Raw genomic sequence first — 23,983 nt, 5'->3', positions numbered from 1 at the left:
TCTTAGAGCGTGGAAGGATGGAAGCGGTCGATGCCGAGATCGCCGATGCGGGTCTGGGTGCCGCCATTGACGATCAGCTCGGCCATCACGGCACCCGCGCCGGGGCCGAGCTGGAAGCCGTGCAGCGAGAAGCCGAACTGGTGATAGAGGCCCTTGTGGCGGCTGCTCGGTCCGAACACGGGGATATCGTCCTTCATCTTCGCCTCGATGCCGGCCCAGGCGCGGACGATCGTCGCGCTGCGCATCACCGGGAACAGCTCGAACACGGTGCGCGCGCTGATCGCGAGGCTCTTCCAGTCCAGCACCGTCTCGTTGCGATCCTGATAGGGCGTGGCCAGATGGCCGCCGCCGATCAGCACGGTGCCGTTGGAGAATTGCTTGAAGGACAGTTTGCGCCCGCGCAGGATCACGACGGGGTCGATGAAGTGCGGCACGCGCGAGGTGATCATCAGCATCGGCGCCACGGTCTCGACCGGAACGGGCTCGCCGAGCGCGGCGGCGATGTTCCCGGCCCAGGCGCCGGCGGCATTGACGAGCACCGGCGCGGCAAAGGTCTCAGTGCCGACGTCGACGTGCCAGAGACCGTCGCTGTACCGGATATTGCTGGCGGCAACGCCTTCGCGCACGGTCGCACCTAACTGCTCGGCCTTGCGCCGGAACGCCGTCGTCGTCTGCGCCGGATTGGCGGCACCATCGCGGCGCGACACGACCCCGCCGGGGCAAGTCTCAGCCACGGCCGGCACCAGTCGCCGCAATTCAGTCGCGTCGATCAGCTCCTCATGGGTGAAGCCAAGCGCATTCAGCTCAGCGACACGCGCGCGGCAGACCGCGAGCTCCTCCTCGTTCTCCGCGACGAGAACCTGACCGTAACTCTCAAAGCTGCAATCGTCGTCGAGGAGATCGGTAATCTTCTCCCAGATCCCCATCGAGCGGATCGAGAGCGGGATTTCGGGCACGTGCCTCGCGAGCTGGCGAACGCCGCCGGCATTGACGCCGGAAGCATGGCGGCCGGCGTAGTCTTTCTCGATCAGCACCGGCTTCATGCCGGCGAGGCACAGATGCAGCGCGGTCGAGCATCCGTGGATGCCGCCGCCGACGACGATCGCATCCACGTTTTGGGTCATCCGCGCACCACCGCCTTGATGTCCGCCTCGCTCTTCGGGACGGCGGCGAGCTCGGCGAGCGTGATCGGCTTGACCGGCGCGCGCAGCCGGTAGTAGCCGATCTCCTGTGCCGTCTTGCCCCGCGCCTGCGCCATCAGCTCGGTCACGGTGAGGCCGCAGAGCCGGCCCTGGCACGGCCCCATGCCGGTGCGGCGATAGGCCTTGAGCTGGTTCGGTCCGGTCGCGCCGATGGCGACGGCATCGAGAATGTCCTTCGCGGTGACTTCCTCGCAGCGGCACACGATGGTGTCGCCCGTGGGAATGCGGAACTGGGGCGCGGGGCGGAACAGCGTGTCGAGGAAGACGCGGCCGCGCTCGGCCTTGGCGAGATCGGCGCGGAGCGTCGCCATCGGCGCAAGTTTTGTCGCAACCGCAGGCGCCAATGCCTCCACCGCCGCGCGCGCCGCGATGCGGCCACGGACCACGGCCGCATTGGCACCACCGATGCCGGCGCCGTCACCAGCGATCGCGATGCCCGCGACCGACGAATTGCCGCTCGCATCCAGCACCGGCGACCAGCACAATTGCAGATCATCCCAGCGATGCTCGATTCCGGCCGACATCGCCAGATTGACGTTGGGCACGACGCCCTGATGCAGCAGCAACAGGTCAGCAGGAATGGTCTCACGCTTGCCGCCGGCGATATAGCTCACATTCGCGAGCTGGCCATCACCGGATGCCGAGAGCTCGGTGACGCCGGAGACGACCTGCACCTTGGCCTTCACTTCGCGCATCATCGACAGGCCCTTGGTGAAATAGGGCGAGGTCAGGAAGGCGAAGGCGTGCGGCAACGCGGCGAAGTAATTGCCGCGCTCGGTGGTGTCGAGGATGCGATCGATGCGGCCGCCCAGCCGCAAGATCTGCGCGGCGAGCAGCCAGAGCAGAGGCCCCTGCCCCGCGATCACCGTGCGTCCGTCAGGCACCAGCGCCGATGATTTCAGCATCGTCTGCGCGGCGCCCGCGGTCATCACGCCCGGCAAGGTCCAGCCGGGAATCGGGAACGGCCGCTCCAGCGCGCCGGTCGCGAGGATCACGCGCTGCGCCTTGAGGAAAGCGGATGCACCGCCGATCGATACGGCGATCTCGAGGTTGCGGTCGAGGCTCCAGACGGTGGCGCGATGGATAATCTCGGCGCGGCTCGCGCGGAGCGACTGAACGAGGTCGGCACCGACCCAATAGTCGGCGCCGAGCTGGTCGCGGTCGGTCACGGGCGTGGACGAAATGGCGCGAAACACCTGGCCGCCGGGGCCGATGTTCTCGTCGAGCAGCAGCGTCGACAGGCCGGCTTCGGCGGACGTCGCAGCGGCCGCGAGGCCGGCGGGCCCGGCGCCGATCACCACGACGTCATAGGCTTCGCGCTTGGGAGCCACAGTCATTTTCCGATCTCCCGCTTGCCCTTCTGAATCTCGATCTGCATGCCCTCGGCGACGGGCACCAGGCAGCCCTGGCGGTTACCGACGCCGTCGATGGTGACGAGGCAGTCGAAGCACACGCCCATCATGCAATAGGGCAGACGCGGCGCGCCGCTCACTGCGGTGGAACGGCGCGCATCACAGCCGGAGGCCAGCAGCGCGGCAGAGACGGTGTCGCCCTGGCGCGCCGCGATGGCTGTGCCATCCACGAAGATCTGGACCTGCGGTCGCTTGTCCTGTTCGGATCGTCTAAACATGGGATGCCTCTTGGCTCCTTTAGATATCTCTAATAGCCGCTGTTGTTCGCAGCACCGGCGGCGCCGAAACGGCTGGCCGAAAACGCGCCGACCAGCTCCGGCTCGAGCGCGCCAGCTGCGACCATGCGCGCGATCTCGAAAGCGTGGTTGGAGGCGAGCGTCACGCCGGAATGGCAGCAGGCGACGAAGGCGCCGGGATGCGTCTCCGACTGGTCGTAGATCGGAAAGCCGTCCTGCGGCATGACGCGGATGCCGGCCCAGCTCCTGACCACGTTGAGCCGCGACAGATGCGGAAACATCCTTTGCGCGCGATCGGCCATCACAGCGCTGACGGAATGCTTCAGCGCGCGATCGTCGAGCTCGTCCTCCTTGCTGTCGCCAATCATCACCGTGCCCTCGTCGGTCTGGCGGATCGTGGTCAGCGGATGCGGCAGGAACGGCATGGTGCGCTCGGTCACCACGATCTGGCCGCGGGTCGGGCCCATCGGCGCGTAGAGGCCGACCATCGGCGCAAGCGTCTGGTTGGCATTGCCGGCCGCGAGCACGATCTTGGCGGCGTGCAGTTCGCCCTTCGGCGTGGTCAGGCGGAATTCGCCACCGCTCTTGCTGATCGCCGAGACCGGGCGCTCCGGAAAATAGTCGATGCCGAATGCCTTGAAGCCGGTGTGGAAGGCGCGGAAGGTCCGCAGCGAATTGACGTGGCCGTCGAGCGGACAATAGCTCCCGCCGGACACCTCCGGACCAATCAGCGGCAGCGCCTTCTTCACCTCGGAGGCGGAGAGCATCTCCATCTTGTAATCGGCAGCACCGGTCTGGTTGTGCATGCGCTTCACCAGCTCGGTGCGCTGGCCGAATTCGTCGTCGCCGAGCGTCAGATGGAAGCCACCGTTCTGTTGAAGCGAGACATCCAGGCCGGTCTGTTGCTTGAGTTCGGAAGCAAGCTGGCTCCACGCTTGTGACGCCTGCACGGTCCAGACAGTATAGGCCGGCATGCCGAGCCCTTTGCTCTGAACCCAGACCAGCGCAAAATTCGCGCGCGAGGCGCGCTTGGTGATGTCGCCTTCGTCGAGCACGGCCACGCTCTTGCCGAGCCGGCCGAGGCCCCAGGCAATGGCGGAGCCGAGCAGTCCGCCGCCGACCACAGCGACGTCGTAGTCTCCTGACATAAATTTCTCCTATCGTCCCGTATCGCCCTTGCCGGCGAGCACACGGTCGAGTCCGTAGAAGCGGTCGAGCAGAATGAGGGCTGTCATGGTGATCGCGATCACGCAGGCCGAGACCGACGTGACCAGCGGATCGATGTTGTCCTGGATATAAAGGAACATGCGCACCGGCAACGTCTCGGTGCCGGGCGCCGCGAGGAAGACGGTCATGGTGAGATCGTCGAAGGACTGGATGAAAGCGAGCGCCCAACCGCTGATGACGCCGGGCAGGATCAGCGGCAGCGTCACGCGGCGAAACAGCGTCCAGCCGTTGGCGCCGAGCGAGACTGCCGCCATCTCGACCGAGAGGTCCATGCCGGTCGCCGCCGCCAGCGTCAGCCGCAGCGCGAACGGAAACACGATGATGACATGCGCGATGATCAGCGCGGCAAAGCTGCCGCCGAGGCCGGCCGAGGTGAAGAAGCGCAGGAAGGCGATGCCGAGCACGACATGCGGGATCATCAGCGGCGACAGGAACAGCGCCGCGAGCGCATCGCGGCCGCGGAAGCGATAACGCGCGATCGCGAGCGCTGCCGGCACCGCGAACAGCAGCGCCACGAAGGATGAGAGCGCACCGAGCCCCAGGCTCACCCAGAAGGCATGGATGAACTCGGGATAGTTGGCGATCGCCCTGAACCAGCGCAGCGAAAAGCGGTTGGTCGGCAGCGACAGGAAGCCTTCGGGCGTGAAAGCAACGAGGCATACCACCAGGATCGGCGCGACCATGACGATGACGAAGATGGTGTGGAAGATCAACGCGAGCGGGCCGTTCCGGCTCATCGGAACACCTCCGCGTAGCGGCGCTCGATCAGCGCGTTGCTGCCGACGACGATCAGCACCAGCGCGACCAGCAGCAGCGTTGCGACCGCTGCACCGAGCGGCCAGTTCAGCGTGTTGAGGAATTCGTCGTAGGCCAGCGTCGCCGCGACCTTGAGCCGGCGGCCGCCGATGATCGCGGGCGTCGCGAAGGCACTGGCGGAGAGCGAAAACACGATGATCGCGCCCGACAGCACGCCCGGCATGATCTGCGGCATGATGATGCGGCGAATGATGGTCACCGGCCCCGCACCGAGCGACATCGCGGCGTTCTCGATCTGCGGATTGAGCCGCTGGAGCGCGGCCCACACCGACAGCACCATGAACGGCATCATCACATGGGCGAGCGCAACCACCATCCCTGTCTCGGTGAACATGAAGGGAATGGGCGAGCGGATCACTCCGAGCGACATCAGGAGCTTGTTGACGAGGCCGTTGTTGCCGCCGAACAGCAGCGCCCAGCCGAGCGTCCGCGCCACCACGGAGATCAAGAGCGGCCCGAGGATGATCAGCAGGAAAAAGCTCTTCCAGCGGCCGCTCATGCGGTTGAGGATGTAGGCTTCGGGTGCGCCGAGCAACGCGGTGAGCAGCGTTGTCAGGATCGCGATGCGAAACGTCCGCCAGAACATTTCGGCATAATAGGGATCGGTCGCGATCTCGTGCCAGTTTTTGAGGATGAAGACCGGCTCGATGCCCTTGTACTGACCCCAGTCGTGGAACGACAGCATCACCGTCATCGCCAGCGGAATCAGCAGCACGCCGACGAACAGCATCAAGGCGGGCGCCGTCAGCGCCCATGGCGCACGCGCGTTGCGCTCGTCAGCGGCCGTGCTCATGCGCCGGCCCTCGCGCGCACGCTCATGTCCTCGGGCCGCCAGACGAGGCGAACCGCCTCGCCCTCAGCCGGCGGCGCCGTCCCGTCATTCTGGCGGATCACGATCGCGGGCCCGCATTCGCTGTCGCACTGGAACAGCCAGTGATTGCCCTGGAAGATGCGCGTGACGATCTTTGCGCTGAGCCCCGTATCGCCAAAGCCGATCCGTTCAGGGCGAATGCTGACAGTGACGGGGCCACTGAGCCCGGCCGGCGCCGGCGCGTTCCAGGAGCCAGCCACCAGCCGCACCGGCGTCGCGGTCCGATCAATCGTCGCCGCAAAGTCGTTGGTCTTGCCGAGGAACTGCGAGACGAAGGCCGAGGACGGCTTCTCATAGGTCTCCTGCGGCGAGCCGATCTGCTCGATGCGGCCCTGGCTCATCACCACGATGCGGTCGGACAGCGACATCGCCTCGTTCTGGTCGTGGGTGACCAGGATCGTCGTGGTGCCGATGGTGCGCTGGATCTGGCGCAGCTCGATCTGCATCTCCTCGCGCAGTTTGGCGTCGAGATTCGACAGCGGCTCGTCGAGCAAGAGCACGCTCGGCTTGATCACCAGCGCGCGCGCCAGCGCCACGCGCTGCTGCTGACCGCCGGACATGCGGCGCGGATGGCGGTCCTCAAAACCGGCAAGCCCGACCATCGCGAGCGCGGCGCGGACGCGCTCGGCTCTTTCGGCGCGCGGCACGTTGCGCATCTCGAGGCCGAACGCGACGTTCTCCGCCGCCGTCATGTGCGGAAACAGCGCGTAGCTCTGGAACACGATGCCGAGCCCGCGCTTCGCGGGATGGATCGCGGTCAGGTCCTTGCCCTCCAGGCGGATCGCGCCGCGTGTGGGATCGAGGAAACCCGCGATCATCTGCAGGGTCGTGGTTTTGCCGCAGCCGGACGGGCCGAGGAAGGAGATGAACTCCCCCTTCCCCACCGACAGACTGAAGTCTTCGACCACAGTCTGCGCGCCGAACTGTTTTGCGACCCGATCGAGCTCGAGATAGGCCATGCGCTGTCTCCGCAACGATCAGATCAACGCTCGACCTCGCGATTCCAGCGCTTGGTCCACTCCTCGCGCTTCTCGTTGATCACAGTCCAGTCCGGATTATAGAGCTTTGCCGCGCGCTCGCCGATCGGCGCCATCTTGCCGAGCTCCGGCGGTACCACCAGTGATTTCAGCACCGGGCCGTAGCCGTAGTCCTTCAGCATCACGAGCTGGATTTTTGGATCGAGCAGCATCTTGACGAAGTTCGATGCAAGCGGCGAGGCATTCGGCTTGGTGATCGGACACGCCGTCGTCAGCAGCGTCGCCGCGCCTTCCTTCGGATAGACGAAGTCGACGGGGAAGCCGGTGTTGGCGAAGCTCTGCACGCGGCCCGTGCCCCACACCGCGATCACGGCCTGGCCGGACTGGAACAGCTCGGTCATCTTGCCCGGCGACGGCTCATAGGCCAGCACGTTCGGATTGATCTGCTCCTTGAAGATCTTGAAGCCGGAATCGACGTTGGTCTCGCCGCCGCCGTTCATCTTCGACAGCATCACCAGCGCTTCGAGGCCGTAGGTGTTGTTGATCGGCGGGATCACGAGCTGCTTGGCGTATTTCGTGTCCTTCAGATCGTTCCACGAAGTGGGTGGCGCCCAGCCTTTCTCGGCGAACACCTTGGTGTTGTACATCAGGCCAGTCGCGACGATGCCGATCGCAACGGCGCGATCGTCCTTGAAGCGGGCGGTGTCATAGAGATCGGCGGCCGGCAAGCCTTCGAGCTTGCCGCAGAAGCCGAGCTGGATCGCCTGGTACATCGGGCCGTCGTCGACGATGGCAACGTCGATCTGCTGGTTGCCCTTCTGCGCCTGAAGCTTGGCCAGCGTATCGGTGGAATTGCCGGCGACGTACTCGACCTTGACCCCGTTCTCCTTCTCGAAGGCCGGGATCACCTCGTCGCGGATGGTCTTCTCGAACGAGCCACCGTAACCGGCGACATAGAGCGTTTTCTGCTGGGCCGAGGCGGCAGACGGGACGGCGATGAGCGCTGCGATGCTGACCGCGGTCAGAAGGCTGAGAGTCTTCATATGGACCGATCTCCAATACCGGGATGAGGTGACGTGCCGAAAAATCTCTGACTGAGGCGCCTTCCGCATTTCCTTCCGCGCCAACCCTCTCCGGACAGGGCTCCGGCCCCTGTTCGGTAGGTTTTGGCGCGATTCGGAGGTTTGAACCCCTCCAATCTGCCGAAAAAGCGGGCTGTCTCCAGTCCTGATGAAAAAGATCGCAAACCCGAGCTTCCATCGTCCAATGAATAATGGCACCCTCTGCATGCATAAATGTTATGGATGGAATTGGGGATGGCGCGGATCAATCCGCGGCAGGTGGAGGCCTTCCGCGCGACGATGCTGACGGGCAGCGTGACTGAGGCGGCGGCGCTGATGACCGTGACGCAGCCGGCGGTCAGCCGGCTGCTGCGCGACCTCCAGGCGCTGCTGAAAATGGAGCTGTTCGAGCGGCGCGGCACTGGCCTCGTGCCGACCGCCGCGGCGATGGCGCTCTATACCGAGGTGGAGCGCTCCTTCGTCGGGCTCGAACGCATCACGGCGGCCGCCGAGGAAATCCGTGGCCGCCGCACCGGCTCGCTGCGCATCGCCGCGCTGCCGGCGCTGTCGAACGGCTATCTGCCGCGGCTCGCCGGACATTTCCTGAAAGAACGGCCCAACCTCAACCTCGCCTTCTTCGGCGTGATCTCGCCGATCGTGGTCGATTGGGTGCTCAACAATCAATGCGACATCGGCTTTGCCGAGGTGCCGATCGCCCATTCCGGCCTGCCGAGCCAGCGGCTGCCCGCTTTGGCGCGCGTCGCGGTGCTGCCGACCGGTCATCGCCTCGCGGAGAAGCAAGTTCTGGAGCCGCGCGATTTCGAGGGCGAGACGTTCATCTCGCTGTCGGCGGGATCGTCGAGCCGGCATCTCGTCGACCAGGTCTTCCATCGCCACGACGTCCGCCGTGTGCTCAGGGTCGAGACCACGCTGTCGGAGATCATGTGCGGCATGGTGTCGTCGGGATTAGGCGTCGCGATCTGCGATCCCTTCACCGCGCAGGAATTTTCCACCCGCGGCGTCGTCGTGCGCCGCTTCCTGCCGCGCATCGACTTCGAATTCTCCGCCGTTTTTCCGGCGCAGCGCAGCCCCTCGCCGGTGGCGCTCGATCTCGTCGAGACCATGCGCAAGGCGCTCGTTGAATTCGAGGACGACGCAACGCTCAGCCGTTGAACGCGGCCTGCGCCTCCGGCAGGTCCCAGATCTTGCCGATCGCCGCACTGCCCGCCGCCGTGATCGCCGCTTCATCGGCGCCGAGATAGCCACCCTCATCGACCAGCATGCGGCCGTCCACCATGACCTGATCGATGTTGGCGCGGTTGGCGAGCGCGATCAGCGCGCGGCGTGGGTCGAACAGCGGTTGAAGATGCGGATGGGTGAGATCGACGACGGTGAGATCGGCGGTCGCGCCGGGCTCGATCCGGCCGAGATCAGGCCGATTGATGACGTCGGCGGCGACTGCCGTATTCGCTTCGATCAGCTCCGGCGAGCTCGCGACATCGGCGCGGGCTGAGGTGACCTTGGAGATCAGCGACGCCGCATTGAGCTCGCCGAGCAGGTCCATGTTGTAGCCGTCGGTGCCGACCACGGTGCGCACGCCGTGCTCGGCGAAGCGGCTGAACGCCGCGGTGACGCCGGCGCGCGCGAACACGCGCGGGCAATTCAGCACGGTCATACCGCGCGCGGCCATCAGCTTGAGATCGTCGTCGGTGCTGAACATGCAGTGCGCGGCCATCAGGTCGGGCGCGAGCAGGCCGAGCCAGTCCAGATATTGCGCCGGCGTGCGGCCGCCATAGCGCTTGCCGATGGTCTCGACCTCGGCACGGCTCTGCGCCATGTGCGTCGTGATGGGCACGCCAAGCTCGCGCGCCCGTGCGGCGCAGGCCTTCAGCAGATCGGGGCCACAGGTGTCCGTGGCGTGCGGGCTCATCGCAAGACTGATGCGGCCGTCGCCGCGATTATTCCAGCGCTGATAGAGCGCGTCCCACGTTGCCATGTCGGCGGTGCCGTCGTCGCCGGAATAATGCACCACACCGTCAGGTCCCGCCTTGGCGTCCGACGTCGAGAACAGATACGGCGCGCCATAGAAGCGGATGCCCATCTCTTCGGCGGCATCGAACATCTCCGGGATCGAATTGCGGAACGGCTCCATCACGGTGGTGGCGCCGCCCTTGAGGAGCTGGAGGATGCCGAGCCGCGCGACCGCGATGCGCTCTTCCGCCGACAGGATATCGGCACCGCGCTTGGTCAGCGGCAAGAGCACCGTATAGACAATGCTCTGGTTGTTCTTGCGGCCGTTGCCGTCCTCGGTATGGCTGCGCGCCACCGCTTCGGAGAAGCAGTGATTGTGCAGATTCAAGAGACCGGGCAGCACGAAGCGGCCGGGGCGATCGTAGATCTCGTCCGCGCGCGGCCTGTCGCGCGTGACCGCGGCAATCTTTTTGCCTTCGATCAGGACCCAATGGTCGCGCAACACGTCCTGCGCGCCGTCTTTCCGTGACAGCACATAGCTGCCGAAAATTGCTGTGGTGCTCATGCGGGGCGCACGTTCCAGAAGACGGCGGTGCCGTCGAGAATGCCGGTGATGGCTTTGCGATAGGCGGTCGGCTGCTTGTACAGGCCGATCGGAATATAGGGGATTTCGTCGAACGCGACCGTCTGGATTTCGCGGCAGATGCGCTGCTGCTCGGCAAGCTCGGAGGCGGCCAGCCACTGGCTGCGCAAGGGCCCCATCCTCTCGCTCGCGTACCAGCCGGCGACCTTGCCTTCGCCGCGGATGTTGGTGTTGCCGGCCGGATTGAGCCAGTCGATGCCCTGCCAGTTGCCGACCGCGGCGCTCCAGCCGCCCTGCCCGATCGGGTCCTTCTTGAGCTGGCGCTGCAACACGACGGCGAAATCGAGCCCGGCATATTCGACGTTCATGCCGGCCTTGCGCAAGCTGTCGACCGCGATCTCGCCCAGCGGCTTCTGCGCCAGCGAGTTGGTGGGGACCAGCACTACGATCTTCTCGCCATTGTAGCCCGCGGCCTTCAGCTCGGCCTTGACCTTGGCGTAGTCGCGCGGCCCGCGGAACACGTCGAGGCCGACGTCGCTCGCCATCGGGGTATCAGGCGCGAAATAGCCGATCGGCGAGACCTGGAACGCCGGATCGGTACCGGCCACGGCCGTCATGAACGCGGATTGATCGATCGCACCCAGCAGCGCGCGGCGCACGGCAGGATTGTCGAAGGGCGGCTGCAGATGATTGAGGCGCAGCATGCAGGCGTAGCCTCTGGGGTCAAGGATGCGCGTCTCGATATCGCCGGCGGCCTTGATGATCGGCAGCAGATCGTGCGGCGTGGTCTCCTGCCAGTCCTGCTCGCCGGTCTGGAGCGCGGCGACGCCGGTGCCGGCATCGGGCGTGGTGGTCCAGACCACGCGGTCGTAATGCACGATCTTCGGACCCGCGGTCCAATCCGGTTTGCCGTCGGTGCGCGGCTGGTAGCGCTCGAATTTGGCATAGGCGTTGCGGGCACCCTGCACGCGCTCGTCGGCGAGATAGCGGAACGGGCCACTGCCGATCACCTCGGTCAGCGGCTTGAACGGGTCCTGGCTCGCCAGCCGCTCCGGCATCATGAAGCAGGGATTGATCGCCGCTTTGCCGAGCGCCTGCGGCAGCAGCGGGAACGGACGCTTGAGGCGGAAGCGGATGGTGCGGTCGTCGGCGGCCGAGAGCTCGGCGGTCGCCTCCAGCAGCTCGCCGCCAAAGCCGTCGCGCGCCGCCCAGCGGCGGATGCTGGCGACGCAGTCGCGGGCCAGCACACGTTCGCCATCGTGCCAGAACAGGCCATCGCGCAAGCTGAGGTCCCACTGCAGCAAGTCAGCGGAGATGGCGTGGCCCGACAGCATCTGCGGCGAGACCTGGAGCGAGGAGCTCATGCCGTAGAGCGTGTCGTAGACCATGAAACCATGGTTTCGCGACACCTGCGCGGTCGAATAGATGGGGTCGACGAAGGCGAGGTCGATGACGGGAATGAAGCGCAAGGTGCTCTGCGCTTCGGCGCGGACGATGCCCGGCAGCGACAGCGCCGGCATTGCTGCGGCAGCCTTGAGGAGCGAGCGGCGGGAGATCGGCATGACAAAAGGCTCCTGAAGGATCTTACGTGTTCAACAACACCGCGCCGATTGCAGCGGCGACCGCCTGCTGCGCCGGCTCGATCACGGGCACACCGATCGCATCCGCGATCGCCGCGCGGTGCGAGGCCATGCCGGCGCACCCCATCACCACGACATCGGCGCGGCATTGAGTGACCAGCGCGCGGCCGGCATCGACCAAGCGGCCGCGGATATCGGCGCCTGCCGTTTCCGCCGCACTCGCGCCGACCGACCAGCTTCCGGCGTAACGGCTATCGACGCCCATCACCCGCGCCATGCGTTGCTGGCGGCGGATGCTCGACGGCGACAGCGCGATGATGCCGAAGCGTTCGCCCAGCATCAGCGCGCGAAAGATTCCGCATTCGGCGATGCCCAGCACCGGGCGTCCGCCGGCGGCCTCACGCACCGCATGCAGGCCGGGATCGCTGAAGCAGGCGAGCACGAAGGCATCCGCATCGTCACGCGTGACGCGGTTGACCAGCGGCATGACCACGCTATCGGCATCGCGCTGCGAGCTGATGCCCGGCGGTCCTTCGGCGAGGCCAACCACCTCGATGTCAGGCCCGCCGGCAATGCGCAGCGGCGCGACCGCCTCGTCGATCGCCGCCGTCACCGACGCCGAGGAGTTGGGGTTGATGACGAGGATGCGACGACGGGTCATGGTGCTGCTCAGCGACTACCGGCTTCGTGGCGCAGGAAGTTTTCCGCGATCTTCTCGCCGGTTGTGATCCAGACATCCGGGCACGACTTTGCGTAGGTCAGGAACTCGCGCAACAGGCGCAGCCGCATCGGGCGGCCGCTACATTGCGGATGCAGCACGGTCGTCACCATGGCGCCCCAGTCCCTGGTTTCGTCGAGCTCGTCCTTCCAGATCGAGAGCACATGCTCCTTGGGGAAGATCGAGCGCGGGCTGAAGCGGGCGGAGAGGCCGTGCATCCAGTCGTCATAACTCGCTGTGACCGGCAGCTCGATCGTGCCGGGCTTGCCGTCGGCCAGACGATGGCGATAAGGCCGCACGTCGTCGCGGAACGACGACGTGTAGACGATGCCGTGACGTACGAGTGCTGCGCGCAGCTCCTCGGTGAACTCGCCATAGGGCGCGCGATAGCCGGTCGGCCTGACGCCGAGCCGGCGCTTCAGCGCCTCGAAGCCGCGCTCCAGCTCCTCCTCGATCCAGGGATCGCCGGGATCGGGCAGCAGATGGTGATAGCCGTGATGGCCGATCTCGTGGCCGGCCTTGAGGATCGACTCGGCCATCGCCGGATGCGCGTCGACCGACCATCCCGTGACGAAGAAGGTCGCCTTGAGATCGAGCTGGTCGAGCAGCTCCAACAGCTTCGGCGTGCCGACGCGCGCCTCATAGCCGCCATAGCTCATGGTGATGAGCCGCTGCGCGTGCACCGCGTCCTTGCTGGTCCACGCACTCTCCGCGTCGACGTCGAAGGAGAGGAACATCGCCGAAGTGTAGGGTTTCGGCCAGGGATATTCCGGCGCGGGATCGGCGGTGTTGGCCGGAACGAGCGGGATGCTCTTGAGTGCCTTACTGTCCAGCATTGATGGTCGCCTTCTCTAATCCGTTGTCGTTCAGTTTCCACTTGGCAAGCAGGGTCTTGTAGGTGCCGTCGGCGATCAGCGCATCGACCGCTTCGAGAATGGCCTGCTGCAGTGCCTTTTCCTTGACCGGCAGGGCGATGCCGGTGAATTGCTGCGCGATGGGCTCGCCCACGGGCGCATAGGCGCCGGGTTCGAGATCCATAATGTAGGGCAGCGTCTCGTTGCCCTGGGCCGCGGCATCGATGCGGCCCTGCCTCAGCTGGGTGCGGGCGTCGGCCGAGCCGTCGGTGCCGATGAACTGGATCGGATTGCTGCCGCAATTCTTCTCGCTCCACGCCGCGATCTGCGCCGGGAACATGGTGCGGCGGCTGGCGCCGACCTTCTTGCCGCAGAGCGATGCCGCGTCCTTGAACTCCGCCTTGCGCGACTGCTGCACGAAGAACTGCGGACCGCTCCTGAGATAATCGACGAAGGACGCGATGTCGTGACGGCTCGCGTAGTCCGTGAAACCGGACAGGATGGCGTCCACCCGCCCGGTCGAGATCGACGGCATGAACTCGGCAAAGCTCGTCTCCTGCCATTCGATCTTGACGCCGAGCTTGCGGCCGATGGCTTCGCCGAGATCGATGTCGAAGCCGGATAGCGCGTTGGTAGCGGGATCGCGGAATTCCATCGGCGGATAGTTCGGCACCAGCGCCACCTTGAGGCTGCCGCGCTTGGCGATCTCCGCCGGCAGCTCGATCGCCAATGCCGAAACGGTCATGACGCCGAAAAGCGCCGCCGCAACCCAAAGTCTCTTCATCAACACGCCCCCATCTCAGATCACCGCCGAAAGAAATGCCCTGGTGCGCTCCTCGCGCGGCGCACCCAATACGTCCGAGGCGCGCCCCTGCTCGACGATCGCGCCCTGGTCCATGTAGACGACGCGGTCGGCGACCTCGCGCGCGAAGCCGAGCTCGTGCGTCACCACCATCATGGTCATGCCGCTCTTCGCCAGCTCCTTTATGACCGCGAGAACCTCGCCGACGAGTTCCGGATCGAGCGCGCTGGTCGGCTCGTCGAACAGCATCAGCATCGGCTTCATGGCGAGCGCACGCGCAATCGCCACGCGCTGCTGCTGGCCGCCGGAGAGCTGCGCGGGATACCAGTCCGCCTTGGCGGACAATCCGACGCGCCGGAGCAGTTCGAGCGCCTCCGCGCGCACCTCGTCGGACTTGCGCCCCTGCACCTGAAGTGGACCTTCGATGATATTCTCCAGCGCGGTCTTGTGCGGAAACAGGTTGAAGCGCTGGAACACCATGCCAGTCTTCAGCCGCTGCCGCCCGATCTCCCGCTCGCTGAGACGGTAGAGCTGGCCGCTTTGCTCGCGCACGCCAAGCAGCTCGCCGTCGAGCCAGATGCCGCCGGCATCGATCGCGGCAAGCTGGTTGATGCAGCGGAGCAGCGTGGTCTTGCCGGAGCCGGAGGCGCCGATCAAACACATCACCTCGCCGGGCCAGACGTCGAGCGAGACGCTTCTGAGAGCCTGGAACTCTCCAAAGCTCTTGCTGACGGTGCGGATCGCGACGAGGGGGTTTGTCATCGCGCCAGCCGCAATGTGCCGCGGGCAAAACGGCGTTCGAGCAGCATCTGGAGCGGCGTCAGGATCGAGACCACGAGCAGGTACCAGAGCCCGGCAACGATCAGCAGCTCGATCACGCGCGAATTGGCGTAGTAGATGTTTTCGGCGTTGTGCAGCAGTTCCGGATACTGGATGACGCTCGCGAGCGAGGTCGCCTTCACCATGCCGATGAACTCGTTGCCGAGCGGCGGGATCACGACGCGCATCGCCTGCGGCAGGATGATCCGGCGCAGCGCGCGCAGCCGCCCCATGCCGATCGCCTGTGCCGCCTCGTATTGCCCGATGTCGACCGACAGCATGCCGGCACGCATCACCTCGGACGTATAGGCGCCCTGGTTGATGCCGAGCCCGAGCAGCGCGGCAAGGAACGGCGTCATGACGTCGACCGCGCGCGCAGACCACAGGCCGGGAATGCCGATGGTCGGAAACACCAGCGCGAGGTTGAACCACAACAGCAGTTGCAGGATCAGCGGCGTGCCACGGAACAGCCAGGTGTAGCCGGCCGCGACCGTCTTCAGCACCGGATTGGGCGACAGCCGCATGACCGCGACGACGACGCCGAGGACAATGCCGAGCGCCATCGCCAGCACCGCCATCACCATCGTGTTGACGATGCCTTCGAGAATGACTTTTGCGGTCAGGAAGCGGCTGACATAGGACCATTCGATCTGACCGCCGGCGAAGGCGCGCACGATCACCGCCAGCACGAGGACGATCAGCGCCGCGCTGAGCCAGCGAAACCAGTGCGGCTCGCGCGCGACCCGCATCCCCGACAGATCAGGGAAACCCTCCGCGAGTGCCGGCACCGGCTTCATTGCGGCGCCGCATTCAGCATGGGCTGGGCCACCGCGTTGGCCCCCAGGCCCCATTTGTCGAGAACGGCCTTGTAGGTGCCGTCGGCGATCATCGCCGTGAGCTTCTCCGTCACCACCTCGCGCAAAGCCGCATCGTCCTTGCGGAACATGATGCCCTGGTAGCCTTTGGCGAAGGGCTCGCCGACGACGCGATATTTGCCGGGCTCCTGCGTCTGCGCGTAAGGCAGCGTCTCGCTGCCCTGCACTGCGGCGTCGATGCGGCCCTGCTTGAGCTGGTTGCGGACGTCGATCGAGTTCTCGCCGGGGACGTACTGAATGGCCGGCTTGCCGGCCGGCTCGCAGTTCTGCTTGCTCCACTTCTCGATCTCGACCGGGAAGCTGGTGCTGCGGGTGGTGCCGACCTTCTTGCCGCAGAGATCGGTCGCGTCCTTGGCCGCATTGTCCGCCATCACGAAGAACTGCGGGCCGGTCGCGAGGTAGTCGACGAAATCGGCGGTCTCGCGCCGTGAGGCGCGGTCGGAGATGCCGGAGATGATGAAGTCCGCGCGCCTGGTCTGGAGCGACGGGATCAGCTCGGCGAACGGCGTCTCGCTCCAGACGATTTTTACGCCAAGCCGCTTCGCAAGTTCGTTGGCCAGATCGACGTCGAGCCCGACGAGCTCGTTGGTGGCGGGATCGCGGTACTCCATCGGCGCGTAGGTGGAGTTGACCGTGAGCTTCAACGCGCCCGCCTGCTTGATCTCCGCGGGAAGCTCCGCCGCTTGCGCCGACGTTACGGTAGCCAGTACTGCGAGACCGAGAGAGAGCGAGAGGCGTATCATGTCAGCTCCTTTGCCAACGTTTTGCTTTGAGTCCTTTGCCAGCGCCGTGCCAGTCAGTCCGCGTCGAGAACGGCCGGCTCGATGACGCCAGCGCGTTCGGTGATCACCCTGTATTGCTCCGGCCGCCGGTGGGCGGCGAAGTTGAACATCTTGTCCTTGCCCTGGCGGCAGAGATCGAGATCGATGTCGGCGATGATCACCTCGTCGGCCAAAGTCTGGGCTTGCGCAACGATGCGGCCATTGGGATCGACGATGCAGGAGCCGCCGATCAACCCGGAGCCGTCCTCCTCGCCCGCCTTCGCCACCGAGATCGCCCAGGTCGCGTTCATGTAGGCGTTGGCCTGCGTCACCAGCGTCGAGTGGAAGGTGCGCAAGGACGCGTCTTCAGTGACGCCGCCATTGGGATCATAGGCGGCCGAATTGTAGCCGATGCAGACGAGTTCAACGCCTTGCAGGCCGAGCACGCGCCAGGATTCCGGCCAGCGGCGGTCGTTGCAGATCATCATGCCCATGATGGCGTGGGCCCAGGCCGATCCGGCGCGGAAAGCGGGAAAGCCGAGGTCGCCATATTCGAAATAGCGCTTCTCGAGTTGCTGGTAGCGCGCGCCTTCGCGCGGCTCGACCGAACCCGGCAGATGCACCTTGCGATAGCGGCCGAGGATCTCGCCGTCGCGATCGACCAGGATGGCGCAATTATAACGTCGACCGTCCGGCGTCAGCTCCGCATAGCCGACATAGAAGCCGACGCGCAGCGCGCGCGCACGGTCGAACAGTTTTGCCACGGCCGGGTTCGGCATGCCGCGCTCGAAATAGTGGTCGAGCGCGTCGCCTTCGAGCAGCCAGCGCGGGAAGAAGGTGGTGAAGGCAAGCTCGGGAAACACCACGAGGCTGGCGCCGTGGCCGGCGGCCTCCTCCAGCATGTCGAGCATTCGCGCCAGCGTATGCTCGCGCGTATCGGCTTTTTGCGTCGGCCCCATCTGTGCGGCGGCGGCGCGAAGGACACGAACCAAGATTGCCTCCAATATGTGCGCAGTGCTGCCTCAATGGGCGAATGAACCCCTTGATGCGACGTGCAAATCCGCGACCATTACGCGGAAGCGGGGCTGCAAAATCAATTCGTTCTGCTATGATGTTTTGGCCCAGAGTATAATTGGCAGTGATATGAACCTGCGTCAGCTCGAGATCCTGCGTGCCGTCATCCGCCATCGCACCACGGTGGCGGCGGCGGACGAACTGGCGCTGTCACAGCCCGCGGTCAGCAACGCGCTGAAGACGATGGAGGCGCAGGCGGGCTTTGCGCTGTTCGAGCGCGTCAACAACCGGCTGTTTCCGACCGCGGAGGCGATGGCGCTCTACAAGGAGAGCGAAGCCATCTTCGCGCTGCACGCCAAGCTCGAGAACCGCGTCCGCGATCTGCGCGAGAACCGCTCCGGCCATCTGGCGCTCGTCGCGACGCCGCCGCTGGCCTACAGCATCATCCCGTCGGCGCTCTCAAGCTTCCTTCGCCGCCGCCCGGAGACGCGGGTGTTCTTCGACGTGCGGCGCTATGAGGGCATCATCGAGGGGGTGCTCAGCCGCGTTGCCGAGCTCGGCTTCGCGCTCGGGCTGACGCATCATCCCGGCATCGCGCATGAGGTGGTGCACACCGGCGAGATGGTGTGCGTGCTGCCGCCGCGGCATCCGCTTGCCGACAAGCCCGTGATCTCGGCCGCAGATCTCTCCGGCATGCCCTTCATCGGGCTCGAGCGCGGCACGCGGCTCGGTGAGGCCGTGCGCGACAGCTTTGCCCGCGCCGGCGCGCCGTTCCAGCCGACCGTCGAGGTGCGCTACTGCAACACGGCTTGCGTGCTCGCCGCGGCCGGCGTCGGCGCCGCCGTGGTCGATCCGTTCTCGCCGCGGCAGAACGGCGGCAGCGGCCTCGTGGTGCGGCCGTTCACGCCCACGACGCACGCGGTTGCCTATATGCTATGGTCAGAATCCGAGCCGCTGTCGCGCCTGGCCAAGGCGTTTCTCAACGAGGTCCGGAAAGAGAGCGCACAGCTGGCACGCACAGCGCCACACCAGCAACATGGGGCAGAAAGCGACTGAGCTTCGCAACCTTTTCACCCGGGGGGCACATGGCACGCATCACCATCATCGAGACCGGACAGGTCCCGCAGAAGTACCGCGAGCAGCACGGCTCGTTTCCCGACATGTTCGAGCGCATGGTCCGCGCCGAGGATCCGACCGCCACGGTGGACGTCGTCAGCATCCCCAATGGCGACGCACTCCCCGACCCGAGCAAGCTCGAGGCCGTGCTGATCACCGGTGCTGCCGCCGGTGTCTATGACGGGCTCGACTGGATCGCGCCGCTGGAAGATTTCGTGCGCACGGCTTACGCCAACAAGACGCCGATGGTCGGTGTCTGCTTCGGCCATCAGCTGATCGCGCAGGCGCTCGGCGGCACCGTGCAGAAGTCGGAGAAGGGCTGGGGCATCGGCCGCCACGTCTATCAGGTGCTGCCGGAGAACGGCGTCGTCGACGGCAAAGCGGTTGCGATCGCCGCCTCGCATCAGGACCAGGTGGTCGAGCCGCCCAGCGATGCGCTGACGATCCTCTCGTCCGAATTCACCCCGCATGCGGGCCTGCTCTACGCCAACGGCACCACGCTGACCGTGCAGCCGCATCCGGAATTCGACGTGGAGTTTGCGCAAGTGTGCTGCGAGCTCCGCGACGGCAAGGCGCCGGAGGATGTCGTTGCGACCGCGAGGGAGTCGCTGGCGGAGCCGATGGACAACGCGAAGCTGGGTGGGGCAATCACGCGGTTTTTGGCGAGGCGCGCGGCGCCTTAATTCAAGGTCCTCGCCACGCGCACCTCTTCCCTTCTCCCCTTGTGGGAGAGTGAGGGGCGGCAAAAGATCAATAATATCAACGTATCAGCGCGTCGGTGTACAGCCAGTGTAAAAAACAGAATTCTTTGCTGACGGGCCTTGTGACAAACCTAAACCAACGGCTCGGCCACCGATAGGCTGGCGGCCAGCTCGCGACCGGCTGGCGATTTATTTTCGCACCAGCCCCGCCGCTTGTGTCCCCGCCGAGCCTCTCCGCTATCCGTCGTCGTAGGCCGTTCTGACCTAAATTGACGACGCCAACGACCGTTGCCATCGTCAGCACCCTGTCAAGGGCCTCACACATTTTAACAGAACACCTCGCACCAGCCTCCAAAGGCCGTGCGAGGGATAGGCGGGTGCGTCCGGGCCGCCGCTTGCGTTCGAGCTGAGTGGTCTGTGGTTAGAGGAGGAGTCCGAAAGGTGGAGACATGCGGCCATCAAAAGAACTGCTCGGCAAAATGCGTAAGACAGTCGATATGATGGAGAACATTTTACAAAACAACATGGCTGCAAAAACGCAGATAGCCGACATTCAATTGGTTTGCTGGGCCATGGTCGATCTCGCGGTCCGCTTGCAGGACTCTGTACGCGACGAGCTGTCTGACTTGGAATAAGCCCATCAGCGCGACGAGCGCGATGAACACGGCATCGAACAGGTCTGCAGCGGACCGCTGCAGCCACTTCCACGACGCCCAGCGCGGCCCGCTGGGCCGATCATCTCCGGCTGTGGGACATCGAGCCCGACTTCGTCTGCAGCGCCTGCCGCAGGCGCGGCGCGGAGGTGCGGCCGAAGTTTTCGCAGGCGAGTAAGGGCACCAGCTAGGTCGTTCGCAATTCACTACCCGTTCTTCTTCAGGAAGTGCGGATGATCTTTCAGAAGATCGTCCGGCTGAATCCATGCTCCATCCAGATCGGGATTCGCGTCCAAAGTGGCGTCGCTTTCGATGGCAAAGCCGAGAATGAAAAGACCTTGACGCAACCTAGCAAAGCAACCGAACAGACCTTCTTGCGTGTTTCGCGCAAAGCGATACTCGAAGACTTCCGCTACATTCCATTGTCCCTGAATCAGGGTGTTGTAGCCGTCAAACAGGTTCAGCAAAGGCTGAGGCACACCGTTAACTGCAAAATCTTCCTTCGATTTCCAAATTCCTTGCACGCGGCCTGCGGCGCTTAGAGGTCTTTTGAAGTGTTCGAAGTACAGCGCCAGAGTGAGCTTGTGCGCAAAGACGTTCAAATGTCGGATCGTCAATGGGCCGATAGTTGTGAGACGCGCTCCAAACGGAACATTGACGCCGTGGCTTTCTAAATGCCGTCGTGCTTTTCGTTGCTGCGCTGGCGAATCTGCGGACAGCCATTCGCGAACGAGTTCGGGCGCTTGCCGCTTGACCTGAGCTGAGAGTTTCGAATGATCGATTTGCGATTGGTCGTTGGCGTAAAAATCCCAACGGCTAACCATCGCCGCGACGAGATCGGACGTGCTAGTGGCCCGATTGCATTCGGAGCAAGCTGGCATCACCAACCTATCAGGCCGGTGCGAGTTATCAAAGAGTGCTTTAGGCGGCATATGCTCGCGTGTAGTCGTCGCTTTGATGCCAGCGCAAAAGGCGCACGCGGGAAACTTCTCGATGAGTTTCGCGGTAGCACTCTGTTTTACCTTTGCCTCGCCCATATCAAGTGGCTTCACCTTTCTCGAACCGGCGAACAATGTCTTCATAAATCCGCTGCCCAAATTCCTGAAAGTCGAAGAGCATGAACATGGGCGCACAGACGCGCTGAACTTCATCGACCAGCGCATTATGGATTTCCCCCAGCACAATCACCGTTTCCGTCTCGGAAACCTGCTCGTCTGTCGTGGGATTGCTGGACAGCCGTCGATTCGGGCTCGCGCTCTTGAGCGCGCGCCCGGCAAGCCCGCTGTGTGTGAAGCGCGCGCTGATCTTAGCATCAGCGGCAGCGCCCAGAGCGGTGCAGAGCCTGCCCGCAAACATGAGCGCTTCTGTCACCCGTACGATGCGAGTGTTAAAGAAAAGAGCGTTTTTCTCTCGCGAATCTTCAAAGAGGGTTTGCAGGAGGTAGAAGTCACCACTTTTGCGAACCGCCCAGTAATCGTATGAATGGTGTTCGACCGACGGTATTTCTGCTCGGATGCCGTCCCCGTACGGACGCGGCCTATACTCCGGGCGGTTCTCCAAAGTCACACCGATTGGCCAACCGAAGGTCCTGATTTCCGATGCCCGCACCGCGTTGAGCAATTCGACCTGCGATTTGTTCAAGCCGTTGTGCAGACCGAACCGCACTTCCATCGTACCTTTGAGCTGCGACTCCACTTCGATGCCCATGTTGAGTTTGGCGAGTCCCGCCAAAGCCGTTGCTTGCTGAGCCCGAAACCAATCTTCGTTTAAGATTGGTACCCCGCCAGCGGTTGCTCCACTGGGACCCGCGACTCGAACCGGCTCTCCAGACTCAATCACCTCGCCTTTAAATGGATTGTCGCCAAGCGGTGGCCTTACGACGGCAGGCGCTTTGTGAATCTCGCGCATCAACTCTTCAAGTTTTATCGGGTACTCCGCATCATTCGAGAAGTCGATATACATGCGTGGGCCGAGGAAGTTCGGGACCTTGCGTGCGTCCGCGTTGTTCCGAACGATTGGGATGAACTTGATCGTGTCGATTGATCCAACGACTTCGGCCGTGACGACCAGACGCTCATAGCCTACGCCACCGGTCCCTCCTTCTGCCTTCGACACGTACTGACTCGTGCAGATCAGCAACACGCGGTCGGCGGTCTGTATGCCTCCGGCCATAAAGGTGGCCATGTCTTGCCCCGGCGACAGATCCCATTGATCAAGGACCGCATCTATCCCGTTGTTGCGCAGCGCGCTTGCGAGATCGCGCACCCAATCTTTGTGCTGTGGGGTATCATGGGAATACGAGATGAAAACCTTTGGTGCCGACATTTGCCCCTCCCGAATTACGTCGGCAGTATACGGCCATCCTTTCATATGCGTTTTCAACTTAAGGATTTGTCCCCAACTGTTCACGCTCCCAGTTAGCGCTGACACCGCGTGGCGTCGCTCTGCTTAGCTGGCCAAAAGCCCTTTCAGAAGATCTGAGGGAAGCTGGCTTTGATCGCTAGTCCGCCGCTCGTGGCGGTTGTATTGTTGGATAGGCCGCGAGGGAATCAAATCGTGAACATGCCAACCAATGACGTCTATACTTGGCTCGAATTCAAAGCCGCTGTTGCCGCATTAAGGCAACCCGCTTCATCGAAAGACTCCTACGTGTTTCGTGGACACAGTTCGGAGGAATGGAAGCTCGAAACCACTTTAGAACGCAGTTGGCATCCTCAATCGATCTCCCAGTATTACGGGCTGATCCTGAGGATCAAATCTGAGATCGAAAGTCTGGCTGATTTAAAGTGGTCTGACGAGCCGGGGTGGGCAGCTCTCAACAAGTTGGTGAGAGACTACGAACCCTTTGCGTTACAGCTCCACGCTCTGCCGCACTATGAATACATGACATATCTGCGGCATCATGGATTCCCTACTCCCATTCTAGATTGGAGCCGCTCGCCGTTTGTCGCTGCTTATTTCGCCTTTGCGCGACCACTAACAGACCATGTGGTTATCTTTGCTTATTGTGATCGCCCGCAGGGATTTAAGACCTCGGGGAGTGACGAACCTCAAATCGTGACTTGTGGTCCCTACGTCTCGACACACAAGCGTCATTTTGCACAGCAGGCTCAATACACGATGTGTGTGCAGCATCATGAAGGTAAAGGATGGCACTTCAAACCACATGCGAGCGTCTTTGATTTAAAGGTGCCCGGACAAGATAGCCTTTTCAAGTTTCGGTTGAGGGCCGACGAACGTGCCGCCGTCCTCAGAGAATTGTTGGATTACAACTTGACCGCCTTTTCGCTTTTTGGCTCGCAGGAAAGTCTTATGGAGACCATCTCCGTTAGAGAAGAGCTGGCAGGCGCAAAGTTCAAGATCGCGGAGATGCTTCAGTAAAGAGGCTTCGCTGCTCGGAAACGGCAATCACCGCCAGCGGGTCGGGCTCGTACCGCGACAAACCGGCGGCCTTTAACCTGCGCAGCAGCGCATGGGCCTCAGGCGTATCGGCGTAGACCAAGGTCGATTCCCACGGCTGCAAATGCAGCGACTCGATTTGCGCGCTGAAGGCGGCGAAGCGGCCAACTGCCTCCCACGGGTCCTTGCGCAACTTGGCGTCAATCTGTTTGGCGCGGGTTCGACCCTCGCCTCGGGCTGCGGCAATGGCGCGCGTCATCGCATCGCGGTCGGTGTCAGTGATCATCGCGGGCCTCCAGCAGGCGCTGGCGTTCGTAATAGCTCAAAGGCGGGTC

At 64.0% G+C, this 23,983-nt stretch carries 25 protein-coding genes; 5 read left to right on the top strand and 20 right to left on the bottom strand.

Annotated features, from left to right (window positions below; translation table 11 throughout):
* Positions 1-2: 2 nt before the first annotated feature.
* Genes AC0L3X_RS13955 through AC0L3X_RS13920 form a run of 8 tightly spaced genes read right to left on the bottom strand, consistent with a single transcriptional unit; the run spans position 3 to position 7,784 of the window.
* On the bottom strand, positions 3-1,124 hold the full coding sequence (locus AC0L3X_RS13955; protein WP_283017566.1) for an NAD(P)/FAD-dependent oxidoreductase: 1,122 nt from the start codon (positions 1,122-1,124) through the stop codon (positions 3-5).
* A complete protein-coding gene (locus AC0L3X_RS13950) occupies positions 1,121-2,539 on the bottom strand; it encodes an FAD/NAD(P)-dependent oxidoreductase (protein ID WP_063981060.1) in 1,419 nt (472 codons plus the stop codon). The genes AC0L3X_RS13955 and AC0L3X_RS13950 overlap by 4 nt, the downstream gene beginning before the upstream one ends.
* Positions 2,536-2,832: a (2Fe-2S)-binding protein gene (locus AC0L3X_RS13945; protein WP_063981059.1), complete on the bottom strand. Its 297-nt coding sequence runs from the start codon at positions 2,830-2,832 to the stop codon at positions 2,536-2,538. Before AC0L3X_RS13945 ends, AC0L3X_RS13950 begins: the two co-directional genes overlap by 4 nt.
* 29 nt (positions 2,833-2,861) lie before the next feature.
* Positions 2,862-3,998, bottom strand: a complete 1,137-nt coding sequence (locus AC0L3X_RS13940) for an NAD(P)/FAD-dependent oxidoreductase (protein ID WP_063981058.1) — start codon at positions 3,996-3,998, stop codon at positions 2,862-2,864.
* A gap of 9 nt (positions 3,999-4,007) precedes the next feature.
* Positions 4,008-4,814 carry an ABC transporter permease gene (locus tag AC0L3X_RS13935; protein WP_063981057.1) on the bottom strand — a complete coding sequence of 269 codons (807 nt, stop codon included), beginning with the start codon at positions 4,812-4,814 and terminating at the stop codon, positions 4,008-4,010.
* Positions 4,811-5,686, bottom strand: coding sequence for an ABC transporter permease (locus AC0L3X_RS13930; RefSeq protein ID WP_063981056.1), 876 nt, complete (start codon positions 5,684-5,686; stop codon positions 4,811-4,813). Before AC0L3X_RS13930 ends, AC0L3X_RS13935 begins: the two co-directional genes overlap by 4 nt.
* Positions 5,683-6,723 carry an ABC transporter ATP-binding protein gene (locus AC0L3X_RS13925; RefSeq protein WP_063981055.1) on the bottom strand — a complete coding sequence of 347 codons (1,041 nt, stop codon included), beginning with the start codon at positions 6,721-6,723 and terminating at the stop codon, positions 5,683-5,685. The genes AC0L3X_RS13930 and AC0L3X_RS13925 overlap by 4 nt, the downstream gene beginning before the upstream one ends.
* Before the next feature lie 23 nt (positions 6,724-6,746).
* Positions 6,747-7,784, bottom strand: coding sequence for an ABC transporter substrate-binding protein (locus AC0L3X_RS13920; protein ID WP_063981054.1), 1,038 nt, complete (start codon positions 7,782-7,784; stop codon positions 6,747-6,749).
* Positions 7,785-8,057: 273 nt separating this feature from the next.
* Between AC0L3X_RS13920 and AC0L3X_RS13915 the strand changes: the two genes are divergently transcribed.
* Positions 8,058-8,975, top strand: coding sequence for a LysR substrate-binding domain-containing protein (locus AC0L3X_RS13915; RefSeq protein ID WP_063981053.1), 918 nt, complete (start codon positions 8,058-8,060; stop codon positions 8,973-8,975).
* Here the strand turns inward: AC0L3X_RS13915 and AC0L3X_RS13910 are convergent.
* From AC0L3X_RS13910 to AC0L3X_RS13870, 9 genes are read right to left on the bottom strand one after another with little or no spacing between them, the layout of a single operon-like run.
* The gene (locus AC0L3X_RS13910; RefSeq protein WP_063981052.1) at positions 8,965-10,338 is read right to left on the bottom strand and encodes an amidohydrolase family protein; all 1,374 of its coding nucleotides are present in this window, start codon (positions 10,336-10,338) and stop codon (positions 8,965-8,967) included. The genes AC0L3X_RS13915 and AC0L3X_RS13910 overlap by 11 nt on opposite strands.
* A complete protein-coding gene (locus AC0L3X_RS13905; RefSeq protein ID WP_063981051.1) occupies positions 10,335-11,918 on the bottom strand; it encodes an ABC transporter substrate-binding protein in 1,584 nt (527 codons plus the stop codon). The genes AC0L3X_RS13910 and AC0L3X_RS13905 overlap by 4 nt, the downstream gene beginning before the upstream one ends.
* A 22-nt stretch (positions 11,919-11,940) precedes the next feature.
* The gene (locus tag AC0L3X_RS13900) at positions 11,941-12,597 is read right to left on the bottom strand and encodes an aspartate/glutamate racemase family protein (protein ID WP_063981050.1); all 657 of its coding nucleotides are present in this window, start codon (positions 12,595-12,597) and stop codon (positions 11,941-11,943) included.
* Between the two features lie 8 nt (positions 12,598-12,605).
* Positions 12,606-13,490 (bottom strand): polysaccharide deacetylase family protein, encoded by an 885-nt coding sequence (locus AC0L3X_RS13895; protein ID WP_063981049.1) that lies wholly within the window; start codon positions 13,488-13,490, stop codon positions 12,606-12,608.
* Positions 13,477-14,292: an ABC transporter substrate-binding protein gene (locus AC0L3X_RS13890; RefSeq protein ID WP_063981048.1), complete on the bottom strand. Its 816-nt coding sequence runs from the start codon at positions 14,290-14,292 to the stop codon at positions 13,477-13,479. Before AC0L3X_RS13890 ends, AC0L3X_RS13895 begins: the two co-directional genes overlap by 14 nt.
* 15 nt (positions 14,293-14,307) lie before the next feature.
* On the bottom strand, positions 14,308-15,072 hold the full coding sequence (locus tag AC0L3X_RS13885; RefSeq protein WP_473316468.1) for an amino acid ABC transporter ATP-binding protein: 765 nt from the start codon (positions 15,070-15,072) through the stop codon (positions 14,308-14,310).
* Positions 15,069-15,926 (bottom strand): amino acid ABC transporter permease, encoded by an 858-nt coding sequence (locus AC0L3X_RS13880; RefSeq protein ID WP_063981046.1) that lies wholly within the window; start codon positions 15,924-15,926, stop codon positions 15,069-15,071. Before AC0L3X_RS13880 ends, AC0L3X_RS13885 begins: the two co-directional genes overlap by 4 nt.
* On the bottom strand, positions 15,923-16,747 hold the full coding sequence (locus AC0L3X_RS13875; protein ID WP_063981045.1) for an ABC transporter substrate-binding protein: 825 nt from the start codon (positions 16,745-16,747) through the stop codon (positions 15,923-15,925). The genes AC0L3X_RS13880 and AC0L3X_RS13875 overlap by 4 nt, the downstream gene beginning before the upstream one ends.
* A 53-nt stretch (positions 16,748-16,800) precedes the next feature.
* The gene (locus AC0L3X_RS13870; protein WP_084795331.1) at positions 16,801-17,757 is read right to left on the bottom strand and encodes an N-carbamoyl-D-amino-acid hydrolase; all 957 of its coding nucleotides are present in this window, start codon (positions 17,755-17,757) and stop codon (positions 16,801-16,803) included.
* A 151-nt stretch (positions 17,758-17,908) separates the two neighbouring features.
* On the opposite strand from AC0L3X_RS13870, the gene AC0L3X_RS13865 reads away from it, so the two are divergent.
* From AC0L3X_RS13865 to AC0L3X_RS13855, 3 genes are all read left to right on the top strand, one after another.
* Positions 17,909-18,835, top strand: a complete 927-nt coding sequence (locus tag AC0L3X_RS13865) for a LysR family transcriptional regulator (RefSeq protein ID WP_063981043.1) — start codon at positions 17,909-17,911, stop codon at positions 18,833-18,835.
* 29 nt (positions 18,836-18,864) lie between these two features.
* Positions 18,865-19,578 carry a type 1 glutamine amidotransferase gene (locus AC0L3X_RS13860; protein ID WP_063981042.1) on the top strand — a complete coding sequence of 238 codons (714 nt, stop codon included), beginning with the start codon at positions 18,865-18,867 and terminating at the stop codon, positions 19,576-19,578.
* Between the two features lie 467 nt (positions 19,579-20,045).
* Complete coding sequence (locus AC0L3X_RS13855; protein ID WP_473316466.1) at positions 20,046-20,231, top strand: hypothetical protein; 186 nt, start codon at positions 20,046-20,048, stop codon at positions 20,229-20,231.
* Positions 20,232-20,455: 224 nt separating this feature from the next.
* Here AC0L3X_RS13855 and AC0L3X_RS13850 read toward each other — a convergent pair whose 3' ends face one another.
* On the bottom strand, positions 20,456-21,331 hold the full coding sequence (locus tag AC0L3X_RS13850) for a hypothetical protein (protein ID WP_473316465.1): 876 nt from the start codon (positions 21,329-21,331) through the stop codon (positions 20,456-20,458).
* Positions 21,288-22,574 (bottom strand): toll/interleukin-1 receptor domain-containing protein, encoded by a 1,287-nt coding sequence (locus tag AC0L3X_RS13845; RefSeq protein ID WP_473316463.1) that lies wholly within the window; start codon positions 22,572-22,574, stop codon positions 21,288-21,290. Before AC0L3X_RS13845 ends, AC0L3X_RS13850 begins: the two co-directional genes overlap by 44 nt.
* A gap of 237 nt (positions 22,575-22,811) precedes the next feature.
* On the opposite strand from AC0L3X_RS13845, the gene AC0L3X_RS13840 reads away from it, so the two are divergent.
* Positions 22,812-23,630, top strand: coding sequence for an FRG domain-containing protein (locus AC0L3X_RS13840; protein ID WP_473316490.1), 819 nt, complete (start codon positions 22,812-22,814; stop codon positions 23,628-23,630).
* On the opposite strand, the gene AC0L3X_RS13835 is transcribed toward AC0L3X_RS13840, so the two are convergent.
* Positions 23,605-23,934, bottom strand: coding sequence for a hypothetical protein (locus AC0L3X_RS13835; RefSeq protein ID WP_473316462.1), 330 nt, complete (start codon positions 23,932-23,934; stop codon positions 23,605-23,607). The two genes, AC0L3X_RS13840 and AC0L3X_RS13835, sit on opposite strands and share 26 nt — an antisense overlap.
* Between the last annotated feature and the right edge of the window lie 49 nt (positions 23,935-23,983).

The organism is Bradyrhizobium sp. MI1.7 (genome assembly GCF_055811795.1).
This window is presented reverse-complemented; position numbering and strand designations above follow the sequence as displayed.